This window comes from Amphritea atlantica (assembly GCA_024397875.1).
Taxonomy (GTDB): domain Bacteria; phylum Pseudomonadota; class Gammaproteobacteria; order Pseudomonadales; family Balneatricaceae; genus Amphritea; species Amphritea atlantica_B.
In genome coordinates this window covers 3,200,861-3,213,291 of sequence record CP073344.1, presented here as the reverse complement: position 1 = coordinate 3,213,291, position 12,431 = coordinate 3,200,861, and the positions used below count along the sequence as shown (strand labels likewise).

The 12,431-nt window shown below is 51.9% G+C and carries 11 protein-coding genes; 1 reads left to right on the top strand and 10 read right to left on the bottom strand.

Annotated features, from left to right (window positions below; genetic code table 11):
* Positions 1-29 precede the first annotated feature (29 nt).
* The 10 genes from KDX31_14835 to dusB all read right to left on the bottom strand — a co-directional run bounded on the left by KDX31_14835 (position 30) and on the right by dusB (position 12,225).
* On the bottom strand, positions 30-1,952 hold the full coding sequence (locus KDX31_14835; GenBank protein ID UTW02613.1) for a PrkA family serine protein kinase: 1,923 nt from the start codon (positions 1,950-1,952) through the stop codon (positions 30-32).
* Positions 1,953-2,140: 188 nt separating this feature from the next.
* Complete coding sequence (locus KDX31_14830) at positions 2,141-3,256, bottom strand: 2-oxo acid dehydrogenase subunit E2 (GenBank protein ID UTW02612.1); 1,116 nt, start codon at positions 3,254-3,256, stop codon at positions 2,141-2,143.
* Positions 3,253-4,236, bottom strand: a complete 984-nt coding sequence (locus KDX31_14825; GenBank protein UTW02611.1) for an alpha-ketoacid dehydrogenase subunit beta — start codon at positions 4,234-4,236, stop codon at positions 3,253-3,255. Before KDX31_14825 ends, KDX31_14830 begins: the two co-directional genes overlap by 4 nt.
* On the bottom strand, positions 4,229-5,317 hold the full coding sequence (gene pdhA / locus KDX31_14820) for a pyruvate dehydrogenase (acetyl-transferring) E1 component subunit alpha (GenBank protein UTW02610.1): 1,089 nt from the start codon (positions 5,315-5,317) through the stop codon (positions 4,229-4,231). The genes KDX31_14825 and pdhA overlap by 8 nt, the downstream gene beginning before the upstream one ends.
* An 11-nt stretch (positions 5,318-5,328) precedes the next feature.
* Positions 5,329-6,375 (bottom strand): amino acid dehydrogenase, encoded by a 1,047-nt coding sequence (locus KDX31_14815; GenBank protein UTW02609.1) that lies wholly within the window; start codon positions 6,373-6,375, stop codon positions 5,329-5,331.
* A 540-nt stretch (positions 6,376-6,915) separates the two neighbouring features.
* Positions 6,916-7,788 carry a tetratricopeptide repeat protein gene (locus KDX31_14810; protein ID UTW02608.1) on the bottom strand — a complete coding sequence of 291 codons (873 nt, stop codon included), beginning with the start codon at positions 7,786-7,788 and terminating at the stop codon, positions 6,916-6,918.
* A 136-nt stretch (positions 7,789-7,924) separates the two neighbouring features.
* Positions 7,925-9,208: a phosphoribosylamine--glycine ligase gene (gene purD / locus KDX31_14805; protein ID UTW02607.1), complete on the bottom strand. Its 1,284-nt coding sequence runs from the start codon at positions 9,206-9,208 to the stop codon at positions 7,925-7,927.
* A 72-nt stretch (positions 9,209-9,280) separates the two neighbouring features.
* Positions 9,281-10,864 carry a bifunctional phosphoribosylaminoimidazolecarboxamide formyltransferase/IMP cyclohydrolase gene (gene purH, locus KDX31_14800; GenBank protein UTW02606.1) on the bottom strand — a complete coding sequence of 528 codons (1,584 nt, stop codon included), beginning with the start codon at positions 10,862-10,864 and terminating at the stop codon, positions 9,281-9,283.
* 35 nt (positions 10,865-10,899) lie between these two features.
* Positions 10,900-11,190, bottom strand: coding sequence for a DNA-binding transcriptional regulator Fis (gene fis, locus KDX31_14795; protein ID UTW02605.1), 291 nt, complete (start codon positions 11,188-11,190; stop codon positions 10,900-10,902).
* 24 nt (positions 11,191-11,214) lie between these two features.
* Positions 11,215-12,225 carry a tRNA dihydrouridine synthase DusB gene (dusB, locus tag KDX31_14790; GenBank protein UTW02604.1) on the bottom strand — a complete coding sequence of 337 codons (1,011 nt, stop codon included), beginning with the start codon at positions 12,223-12,225 and terminating at the stop codon, positions 11,215-11,217.
* Between dusB and KDX31_14785 the strand changes: the two genes are divergently transcribed.
* The gene (locus KDX31_14785) at positions 12,218-12,391 is read left to right on the top strand and encodes a hypothetical protein (protein ID UTW02603.1); all 174 of its coding nucleotides are present in this window, start codon (positions 12,218-12,220) and stop codon (positions 12,389-12,391) included. The genes dusB and KDX31_14785 overlap by 8 nt on opposite strands.
* Positions 12,392-12,431: the final 40 nt, after the last annotated feature.

The following is a 12,431-nucleotide window of genomic DNA, read 5'->3' as shown; positions in this document are numbered from 1 at the left end:
CTGATCAGACCCGGCATAGGCAAATCCCCTTACTGGGATTTGCGCACCCTGATGTACCATTCAGATAGCAGCCGAACCTGCTTCTCGGTATAACCGCGTTCGGTCATCCGTTTCACAAACTCGCTGTGCTTCTTCTGGTCCTCAGTGGATGCTTTGGGGTTGAAGGAGATAACTGGCAGAAGGTCCTCTGTGTTGGAGAACATCTTTTTCTCAATCACAGTGCGCATCTTCTCATAGCTATTCCAGGCTGGATTTTTGCCGTCATTTTCCGCCCGGGCACGCAACACAAAGTTGACGATCTCATGGCGGAAATCTTTCGGGTTGCTGATGCCTGCCGGTTTTTCTATCTTTTCCAGCTCTTCGCTGATCGCCTGTCGATTGAGAATGTCTCCGGTGTCAGGATCCCGGTATTCCTGATCCTGAATCCAGAAGTCGGCATAGGTGACATAACGATCGAAGATGTTCTGACCATACTCGGAATAGGATTCCAGATAAGCGGTCTGAATCTCTTTACCGAGGTATTCGATATACTTGGGAGCGATAAACTCCTTCAGGAAGCCGATCAGTTTGTCATGGGTCTCCTGCGAGAACTGCTGCTGCTCGATCTGCTGTTCCAGTACATACATAAGATGCACCGGGTTGGCTGCGATCTCAGATGAGTCGAAGTTGAACACCTTGGAGAGGATCTTGAACGCAAATCGGGTTGAGATCCCTTCCATACCCTCATCGACCCCGGCATTGTCTTTATACTCCTGCATCGATTTGGCTTTTGGATCGGTGTCTTTAAGGTTCTCACCATTGTAGATCCGCATCTTTGAATAGATGTTGGAGTTTTCCGGCTCTTTGAGTCGTGATAGCACCGTAAACTGGGCCAGCATATTGAGGGTGTCGGGTGCACAGGGTGACTCATGCAGTGAGCTGTTTTCCAGCAGTTTTTCGTAGATTTTAACCTCTTCAGAGACCCGCATGCAGTAGGGTACCTTGACGATATAGACCCGGTCGATAAAGGCTTCGTTGGTTTTATTGTTCTTAAAGGTCTGCCACTCAGACTCGTTGGAGTGGGCCATGATGATGCCGTCAAAGGGGATTGCCGCCATCCCTTCGGTGCTGTTGTAGTTGCCTTCCTGAGTGGCGGTCAGCAGTGGATGCAGCACTTTAATCGGTGCTTTAAACATCTCCACAAACTCCATCAGACCCTGGTTGGCATGACAGAGTGCGCCGGAGAAGCTATAAGCATCCGGATCATGCTGTGGAAACTCTTCCAGCATGCGGATATCAACCTTACCCACAAGGCTGGAGATATCCTGGTTGTTCTCATCGCCGGGCTCTGTTTTAGCGACTGCGATCTGGTTGAGAATGGAAGGGTAGAGTTTCACCACCCGGAACTGGGTGATATCACCGCCAAATTCATGCAATCGCTTGACCGCCCAGGGGGACATCAGGCCTTTGATATAGCGCAGCGGAATGTTGTATTCCTCTTCGAGAATTGCCCCGTCCTCAAGCGGGTTAAACAGTCCCAGTGGTGATTCATGAATCGGAGATCCTTTAATAGCGTAAAAGGGAATATGCTCCATCAGCGATTTAAGTCGCTCAGCCAGGGATGACTTACCACCCCCTACAGGACCCAGCAGATAGAGAATCTGCTTGCGTTCCTCGAGTCCCTGAGCCGCATGTTTGAAGTAATCGACAATCTGCTCAATCGCATTTTCCATGCCGTAGAATTCAGAGAAAGAAGGGTAGCGGCGGATCATCTTGTTGGAGAAAATCCTGCTCAGCTGAGGGTTTCGTGAGGTGTCGACCAGTTCCGGCTCTCCGATCGCTGCCAGCAGGCGCTCTGCCGCACTGGCATAGGCCATAGGATCGTTTTTACAAATTTCGAGGTACTCCTGCAGGGAGTATTCCTCTTCCTGCTTGGAGTCGTAACGTGCCTTATATTTTTCGAAAATACTCATATGCCACCTTCCTGCTATAACTGTCCGCCCGGGCTACCTTCGCACATAGCCCGCAACCTGCTCAGGGCTTACAACATCATCTATCTCTCATCGGTTACTATTTCTTTGTTTCAGTTTAGTTCATGGTTAACCAGCGTGTATTAAATCTGCTAAATTTTTTATCCTTGTTCCGGCGAGTGTGGGTTTTATTAACTAATTGATTCCTTGGCTAAATCGGTAATTACTGCTTGTATAAATCGCGCGGCCTCACCGCCGGTTGCTGCGCGATGGTCAAAGGTAAGCGACAACGGCATTACCTGCCGTATAGCAATTTCTCCTGCTACGGGCATAACCTGATCCCGGATCACTCCTGCGCCCAGAATTGCAACCGTGGGAGGTACAACAATCGGACTGGCATAGCGTCCCGCAATGGTGCCGTAATTGCTCAGGGTGATGGTGCCCCCCTGAAGCTCTGATGGCGGAATCGTACGGTCTATAACATCCTGTCTGAGCCGGTTGAGGCCGTCACGAATGTCTTCCAGACTGCGATTACCAATATCGCGGAGCACCGGAACAAAGAGTCCCTGTTCGGTATCTACCGCGACACCCAGGTTTATTTGAGACAGCACTCTTCGTGCCAGTTGCTGTCCATCAAACCAGGTGTTCAGTGCCGGTTCTGCTTTGCAACCCGCAGCAATCGCGTGTATCAGGCGCATGGTGGTATCCTCTTCCGTGTCCCAGTCGCTGATATCAACATCTTCATGGAGGGTCACCGGAACAACCTCAGCATGGGCCGCTGCCATATTTCGGGCCATCTGTTTGCGAACGCCTCTTAATGGTGCGGCCTTGCCGTGGGCGCGGTCAGTTCTGGCCAGCCGTTCAATATCATTGCTGGTCAGTTGCCCATTGCGGCCGCTACCCCGGAGGTTGTCAGTATCAACATTGAGGCGGTTTGCCAGAGAGCGTACTGCCGGCGTCATTTTCTGACTGTGTGCCCGGGTGCTTGGGGCCGCACCGATAAAAAAGTCATCATCTGCGTTGCTGCTGGCTTCCCGTTTCAACTCGCCTACCACCGTACCGCTGTCATCATCTTCGCCGGCAAACTCGAGCAGGGGTTCACCGGTATGGATAGTGTCTCCCGCCTGGCCAAACAGATGGGCAATGACACCATCCTGTGGTGAAGGGATCTCGATAATCGCTTTGGCTGTTTCAACAGTGGCGAGAATCTGATCAGTTTTAACCTGATCGCCTTCGTTGATTTTCCATTCAACAATTTCAGCTTCGGGTAATCCTTCCCCCAGATCCGGTAGCTTGAAATATTTCATGAGAACTCCAGTGTGGTTTTTACGGCATCGACAATATCAGCGGTATTCGGCAGATAGTGATTTTCCATTCGGTAGTAAGGCATGATCGTGTCATATCCGGTCACCCGGCTGACAGGGGCGTGCAGGTTGAGCAGGTTTCGCTCAGCAAGGGTGGCTGAGATCTCAGCGCCAACCGCACAGCTTTTTGGTGCTTCGTGAATAATCACACAGCGCCCTGTTTTCGCCACAGATGCCAGAATGGTTGCATGATCAATCGGATTGAGGGTGACCACATCGATCACCTCGCAGCTGATTGACTGTTCTGCCAGCAGGTCAGCTGCTTCCAGGGTTTCTTTGATCATCGCTCCCCAGCTTACCAGAGTGATATCAGCCCCCTCTCGCAGGGTATAGCAGCTGTCCAGCGGCAGAGCCTCGCCGCTATCTTCGACTGTCTGCGCGTTAAGGCGATAAATCCGTTTTGGCTCCATGAAAATGACCGGGTCAGGGCTTCTGATTGCCGCTAACAGTAAACCGTATGCCCGTTTCGGGGAGGAGGGAATCACTACTCTCAGGCCTGGTATATGAGCAAACAGTGCTTCGGTGCTTTCGGAATGGTGTTCCGGGGCATGGATACCACCGCCGAAGGGCACCCGCAGCACCATCGGACAGTGCAGGCGGCCCCGGGTGCGGTGGCGTAAACGGGCGGCATGACAGATGATATGTTCCATCGTAGGGAAGATAAAACCCATGAACTGAATCTCAGCCACCGGTTTAAGCCCCTGAGCGGCCATACCGACAGAGAGGCCGGCTATCATGGTTTCTGCCAGCGGTGTATCCAGAACCCGCTTGATACCAAATGCTTCCCGCAGCCCGACGGTGGCACGAAAAACACCCCCGTTGACGCCGACATCTTCACCGAGAACAACCACCGAGCTGTCCCGTTGCATCTCAGATTTCAGCGCCAGATTAACCGCTTCGACCATAGTAATTGCATCACTCATGATGGCTTCCTCCTGGCTGGGCATTGCGGATCAGGCGTTCCCGCTGTTCCTTCAACGCATCAGGTAGTTCTGCATAGAGAAAATCGATCAGGTGTTCGACCGGCTGTGGCGGCATTTCGAGGTAGCTGTCCAAGCCCTGTTTAATGATCTGGCTCACCTCTTTCTGCCAGGCGGTCTCCTGGACTTCATCCCACCATCCCCGTTCATGCAGGAAGGTTTGCAGGCGTTTGATCGGTTCCCGCTCCCAGGCGGCTTTGAGCTCCTCGTTACTACGGTAACGGGTGGCATCATCCGCCGTTGTATGATCTGACAAGCGATAGCTGATCGCTTCGATCAGTGTGGCTCCTTTGCCTTCCCGGGCATGCTTCAGTGCTTCAGTGACCGATTCGTGCAGGGCGATCACGTCGTTGCCGTCAACCTGCTCACCCCGGATACCGGCACCGATCGCTTTCTGAGCCAGAGTGGCGGCGCCGCACTGAATTGAGCGCGGCACAGAGATCGCCCACTGGTTATTGTTGACCATAAACACCACCGGCAGTTGCCAGACACCAGCGACGTTCAGTGCCTCGAGAAAGTCACCTTTTGACGTGGCGCCATCACCACACACCGTTACCACGGCCCGCTTTTCGCCACGGATCTTGATCGCTGTCGCCACCCCCGCAGCATGTAGCGCCTGAGTGGCAATCGGCACTGCGTTAGGGAAATCTTCACCCATCGCAGGAGAGGAGCTGCCGCGCTCGTCTCCGCCCCAGTAGCTGAGCATATCAGCCATCGAAAGCCCTCTGAACATCTGCAGCCCATGGTTACGATAGTAGGGAACCAGCACATCATCGCTCAGCATCAGGTCGCCAAGTACGACTTCAATGGCTTCCGCGCCCAGCAGAGATGCGTAGGTACCCATCTGGCCGGTGCGTTGCAAGGCAATAATCTTGTTGTCCAGCTGACGTAGCTGCACCATATTACGGTAATAACGTACCAGCTTATCCGGTGCACCGGCCCAGTCAGGCAGGGGCTGTAGAGGTTGACCGGTTTCAGAAAGGAACTGACTGTAACTGATCTGCGCCTGATATACGGTTTCCATAGAGAGTCTCCTTATGCGGCCTGATGAGCTTCCATACTGGCCTGACGGATGATCGTTTCGGCCCTGAGGTCGGCAATAGAGTTGGTGGGGCTCTGGTCTGCTGCGGCGTGTTTATACAGTTCCAGCAGGGAGTCATAGATGCCAGCGACTTGCAGCTGGATGGCACGATCGTGGTGGCGTGCGTGCTGCAAGGCAACGAAGATCAGTCCGCCAGCGTTAATCAGATAGTCCGGAGCGTAGAGAATGCCGCGTTTCCAGAGGTTCTCTCCCTGACGGTCATCAGCCAGTTGATTGTTCGCCGAACCTGCGACAATGGCACAGTTAAGGCGGTTGACGGTCTCTGCGTTGATAATGGCTCCCAGGCCGCAGGGGCAGAAAATATCGGCGGCAACGTCGTAGATTGCATCGGCTTCGACAGCTACCGCATTGAACTCAGCGGTGGCACGGGCAACTTTTTGCGCATCGATATCGGTAACGGTTAACCGGGCTCCGGCATTGTGCAGCAGCTTTGCCAGGGCATAACCGACATGGCCAAGTCCCTGAATGGCAATATGAATGTTGTGCAGGTCAGAGATACCAAAGCGGAATTTGACACTGGCCCGGATACCGGCAAATACGCCCTGTGCGGTTGATGGTGAAGGGTCGCCCATATCCCGGGTACAGGTAACAAAACGGGTATTAACAGCGATGTTGTCCATATCGCTGATCTGGGTGCCGCTGTCCATCGCAGTGATGTAACGGCCATTCAGACTCTCGACGAAGTGGCCAAAGCTGCGCATCAGCCGATTGCGGTCGTAGAGGCCTGAGGGCTTCATAATGACCGATTTACCTCCCCCATGAGGAAGCCCTGCAAGGGCGGCTTTATAACTCATCCCTTTGGCCAGCCTGATGGCATCGGTTATCGCGGCTGCGGTATCCGGATAGGTTATGAAGCGACAACCGCCAATGGCCGGGCCGCGAAAAGTGTCATGGATGGCGATAATCGCCTGCAAACCGGTATCCGGATCCTGCCAGAAGTGGAGATCCTGTAAACCGGCGCTTTCCATCTGTCTAAACATGACGGGATCCTCCGTACGCGTTTCAAACTTTGGAACTGCCTGATATCTGAATGGAAAGGCTGATTGCACCCTTCCTGCCTGATTACTATCGATCTTTTGGATCGAACTAATATTTGTATATGTCTTTTTGATAGCACAGCTTTTAGGAAAGTTCAGCCTGGCGGATCGATGGGGAAATATTTTTAGGTCGTTACGGATGAAGAGGAGAACTTTGCTGCAGTGCATTAACCGCAGTGGTGGTAATGGGGAGAGGGTGGGTGAAAGAGAGTCTGGATGAAATTGTGGCCACAGAAAAAAAATTCAGAAAAATTTAGCACTTGAATATATAGGAATGGTTGCTACTGCGCTGCCTTTTATGAGTTTTTGTTTTGCAAAGAAGTTATTTTATGAATTATTTTGTCATTTTTTGTTTTTATAGAAGATTTTTTGTGATGTATATGGCTTTAATATAGTTAATGTGGCTTTTTGATAAATGACTGTTGCTGTTGCTACCCTGGCTGAGATGTCGCGTTCGAATTCAACTGCCCGAAGCGCTAGTTTTTAAGGCGCATCATCTTTTGTGTCTGGCACTAACCCCTCAGAAGGCAGGCGTTCTTCAATCACCGGGTTGGAAACCGACTGTCCGGCTGAAGCGGCATCCGCGATAGGGTCCGGTAACGTGTAGGGGGGGTGATAGACCTGATCGAGAACCCCAAGGTTTATCCGTGCTGCAGATTGTCCGTTATCAAGATCCAGTGCTTTGTTGTAGGCCTTTTTAGCTAAACCGGCGTAAATCGCTTTAAGATTACGCTGCACCTGTGCATAACTGGGATGAGTCTCAAAAGCTTGTTGCAGTAACTCGATCGCCTTTTCGTTATCACCCTGGCGAGCGTAAATCGCAGCGAGATTGTTGTAAGGTTCAGGGGCTTGAGGATACAGCTTTATCAGAGAGCGAAAAATCTTGGCGGCGTCATCAGGCTTATTCTTATTGATCAGCGATATACCATAGAGCAGCCATCCGTTTGGATCTCTTGGGTGGTTGACCAGATAGTTGTTTACCTGATTAAAAGCGGCCGCATCATTGCCATTGTTCTGTAACTGTTTTACCCGCTGCAGCTCTGCAGCCAGTAACGTTGAATTAAACTGAATCCTTTCTCTAAGATTATCTGAGCTGGGTTTTTCGACGCTCAGAAGGTTATCACTCTGTGTCTGTTGTTCATCCTCTAACCAACTATTGAGCGCTTTTAATTTGGCGTCTAGGTCGGTCTGGTCGTCTGGAAATGACAGGTTTTTGCTGCAGTCGTAATCGTTATCTGCTCCGGCACTCTGGCAGTAGTTATCCTTTTGAGTCTCGGCGCTAACAGGTATTGCCGTGATGAGCAGGCCAACTACCATCATCAATGTTATTACTCTGTCAGCGGCTCTATTGGACATGAAGATTCCCTTCCGTGATATTCTGAGCAAGGATTATAACTGGAAAATGCTTTTGAGAAAGCGTGTGGCGGTTGGATGTTTCTGCGTAAAAAAAAACAGCCACTGTCGAGTGGCTGTTTTCGTGAGTGGATCGCTGTTATTGCTGTTCCCGTGCGATCGCCCGGTAAGCGATATCATCACGATAGTAAACACCATTCCAGTTGATCTGTTTTACCAATTCGTAGGCACGTTGCTGAGCCTCAGTAACAGAATCTCCCAGCGCGGTAGCACACAGTACCCGGCCGCCACTGGTGACAACCTGACCGTCTTTTTCTGCGGTACCGGCATGGAACACTTTAGTACCCTCGGCAACCTGTTGAGGCAGAGTGATAACATCGCCCTTGGCGTAATCACCGGGATAACCGCCCGCCGCCAGAACAACACCGACAGCGCTGCGTGGATCCCACTCAGCGGTAGTCTGATCCAGCTTACCGTCCAGTGCTGCATCACACAGCTCAACAATACCGGATTTCAGGCGCAGCATGATTGGCTGGGTTTCCGGATCGCCGAAACGACAGTTGTATTCGATCACTTTCGGTGTGCCGTCAGCCATAATCATCAGGCCGGCATAGAGGAAACCGACATAGGTATTGCCCTCCTCAGCCATTCCCTTAACCGTTGGCAGGATAACCTCAGCCATAATGCGCTGATCGATCTCGGGTGTGACAACCGGGGCAGGGGAGTATGCGCCCATGCCACCGGTGTTGAGCCCGGTATCGCCATTGCCTGCACGTTTATGATCCTGGCTGGTGGCCATTGGCAGTACGTTAGTGCCGTCAACCATGACGATAAAGCTGGCTTCCTCACCGTCGAGAAACTCTTCGATGACAACCCGGTGTCCCGCTTCGCCAAATGCATTGCCAGCCAGCATGTCCTGAACGGCATCTTCAGCTTCCTGCAGAGTCATCGCCACGATAACCCCTTTACCGGCCGCCAGACCATCGGCTTTGACAACGATCGGGGCACCTTTTTCACGCAGGTAAGCCAGCGCAGGTTCGATCTCAGTAAAGTTCTGATAATCTGCAGTAGGGATCTGCTGGCGCTCAAGAAAATCTTTGGTGAACGCTTTAGAACCTTCCAACTGTGCAGCGCCTTTTGACGGACCAAAGCAGCGCAGACCTTCGCTGGCAAAACGATCAACAATGCCTTCAACCAGTGGTGCTTCAGGCCCGACAATGGTCAGAGCAATGCTGTTTTCTTTGGCGAATGCTACCAGCGCATCCTGATCCATCACGTCGATGGCAACGTTTTCCAGCTTAGGCTCGAGAGCGGTACCGGCGTTACCCGGTGCAACAAAGACTTTGCTAACCTTGCTGTCTTTGGCTGCCTGCCACGCCAGTGCGTGTTCGCGGCCGCCAGAACCAATCACTAATACGTTCATATCTCTACCTTAATTCTGATATCTTCAATAACACCAGAGCCAGTCGAACGGGCTCTGGTGCTGTTGATACTCTTAGTGGCGGAAGTGGCGCATACCGGTGAAGACCATCGCCATACCGTGTTCATTGGCGGCATCGATCACTTCCTGATCGCGCATTGAACCACCCGGCTGGATGATCGCTTTAATGCCGGCAGCCGCAGCGGCATCGATGCCGTCGCGGAACGGGAAGAAGGCGTCAGAGGCCATAACCGAGCCTTTCACTTCCAGACCTTCATCAGCAGCTTTAATACCGGCGATCTTGGCGCTGTATACACGGCTCATCTGGCCGGCACCGATACCGATAGTCTGGCCATCTTTGGCATAGACAATGGCGTTGGACTTAACAAATTTGGCAACCTCCCAGCAGAACAGCAGATCACGGATCTCCTCTTCTGTAGGCTGAATCTTGGTAACCACTTTCAGTTCGCTGACATCAACCATGCCCAGGTCCTGATCCTGAACCAGCAGGCCGCCATTCACACGCTTATAGTCGAAACGCTTGGTGCGCTCGGCAAACCATTCACCGCAGGCCAGCAGGCGAACGTTAGGCTTCGCGGCAACGATATCAGAGGCTTCCTGAGTCACTGTCGGTGCGATAATCACTTCAACAAACTGGCGCTCGACGATCGCCTGAGCGGTGCTGGCATCCAGTTCCCGGTTAAAGGCGATGATTCCGCCAAAGGCAGAAGTCGGATCAGTCTGGAAGGCCTTATTGTAGGCTTCCAGAATCGTGCCACCAACGGCGACACCGCATGGGTTGGCGTGTTTAACAATGACGCAGGCGGGTTCGTGGAATGGTTTGACGCACTCCAGTGCCGCATCGGTATCGGCAACATTATTGAACGACAACGCTTTACCCTGCAGCTGGCGGGCAGTGGAAACGCTGGCTTCAGAAGGGTTAGCCTCGACGTAGAATGCGGCTTTCTGATGTGGGTTTTCGCCGTAACGCATCTCTTGCGCTTTAACAAACTGGGTGTTGAACGTGCGTGGGAAGTCGGCAGGCTCATCTACGCTGCCATCGTTGATGGCGCCAAGGTAGTTGGCAATCATACCGTCGTAAGCAGCGGTGTGTTCAAAGGCCTGGACCGCCAGATCAAAGCGGGTTGGGTGAGTCAGGCCCTGTTTGTCATCCAGTTCAGCAATGATCCGTTGGTAATTGTCAGCAGCGACAACGATGGCAACATCTTTATGGTTTTTAGCGGCAGAGCGGACCATGGTCGGTCCACCAATATCGATGTTTTCAATCGCCATTGGCAGATCGCAATCCGGGCGGGCAATGGTTTGCTCGAACGGGTAGAGGTTAACGACAACCATATCGATCGGCGTGATATCGTGTTCATTCATGATTGCGTCATCAATCCCGCGACGGCCAAGAATACCACCGTGAATTTTCGGATGCAGGGTTTTAACACGACCATCCATCATTTCCGGAAAACCGGTGTAGTCAGATACTTCAATAGCCGGAATGTTGTTGTCTTTCAACAGCTTGTAAGTGCCACCAGTGGAAAGGATCTCAACACCGCGCTGGCTCAGTGCCTGGGCGAATTCAACGATACCGGATTTATCAGACACACTGATCAGTGCGCGACGGACCGGAGTGATTTTCTGCTCTGCCATGGTTTAGTCTTCTGAGTTTAAGTTAAAAAAATTGATTACAGTAAGCCGTATTGCTTCAGCTTCTTGCGCAGCGTGCCCCGGTTCAGACCCAGAAGTTCAGAAGCCTTGGTCTGGTTGTCGCGGGTGTAAGTCATAACGGCTTCAAACAGCGGCGCTTCAATCTCTGCCAGTACCATCTGGTATACGTCGGTTACAGGCTGTCCGTCAAGCTGTCGAAAATAGTTATGCATAGAGACCTGCACGCTGTCCCGCAGGGTGCGTTCCTGCACATCGATGTTTTCCAATTGTGTCACTTGTGTATTCAATGTTTTGTTATCCACTTGCATTAACCTAAAAAAATGAACCGATATTCAGGCAGCAGCCTCTGCCTTGTCCGGTGCGGTGAAAAATGACCGGATTGCACTTAGCTGAAGTTCGGTTTCTTCTATTTGATTAAACTCATTTCTGAAAGAATCTGAGCTTTTTAATAGCGTTGAATCCTGTCTGTTTTTTAGGTACCAGCCGACATGTTTGCGGGCAATCCGTATCCCGGCATAGTCTCCATAAAAAAAATACAGCGCTTCAAGATGTTCTAAAAGCGTATCCCGGACCTCTTCAGCGGTCGGGGAGGGTAGCACTTTGCCCGTCGAAAGGTAATGACTTATCTCACGAAATATCCAGGGATTGCCCTGAGCCGGCCGACCCAGCATAACGGCATCGGCACCAGTGTAATCCAATACCTGGCGGGCTTTTTCGGCAGAGTTGATATCACCATTGGCAAACAGTGGGATATTGATCGCCTGACGAATCCGGGCGATGGTATCGTACTCGGCATCACCCTTATAACCACAGGCCCGGGTACGACCATGTACCGCAAGTGCCTGAATGCCGGCATCTTCGGCAATCCGGGCGATGCTTTCGCCATTGCGGTTGTGGGTATCCCAGCCGGTACGGATCTTCAGCGTCACCGGCAGCTCGACAGCTGCAACGGTAGCCTGCAGAATTTCCCGGACCAGTTTTTCATCTTTCAGCAGTGCAGATCCCGCGGCTTTATTACAGACCTTTTTGGCCGGACAGCCCATATTGATATCGATAATATGGGCGCCATTAGCGGCATTCACCCGGGCAGCCTCGGCCATCATCTCAGGGTCGCCACCGGCGATCTGGACAACGTTGAGACTGTCGTTAGGGTCTTTTTGTAAACGGTAGCTGGATTTTCGGGTATGCCACAGGCGGGTATCGGAAGTTACCATCTCAGAGACCACCATGCCCGCGCCCAGTCGTTTGCACAACCGGCGAAAAGGCAGGTCGGTTACACCGGCCATCGGTGCCAGGATAACCTGACTGTCAATGGTGTGTGCTCCGATTTGAAACATGGCCAACCCCGAATTTAGAGAAATAGCTGCCCATGGCTATCAAAATGATAACCGCTGTACTGCTGTTTGGAAGGCGGACAATAATACCCTTTCAGAAGAGGAGGGCCAAGGACTTTTTGATGGTTTTTTGATCATATTGTTGTTGCAAAATGTGTTACAAAATGATCATTAACTGTTAAATGTATGAACGATCGGGCACCTTTTCGGTGTCG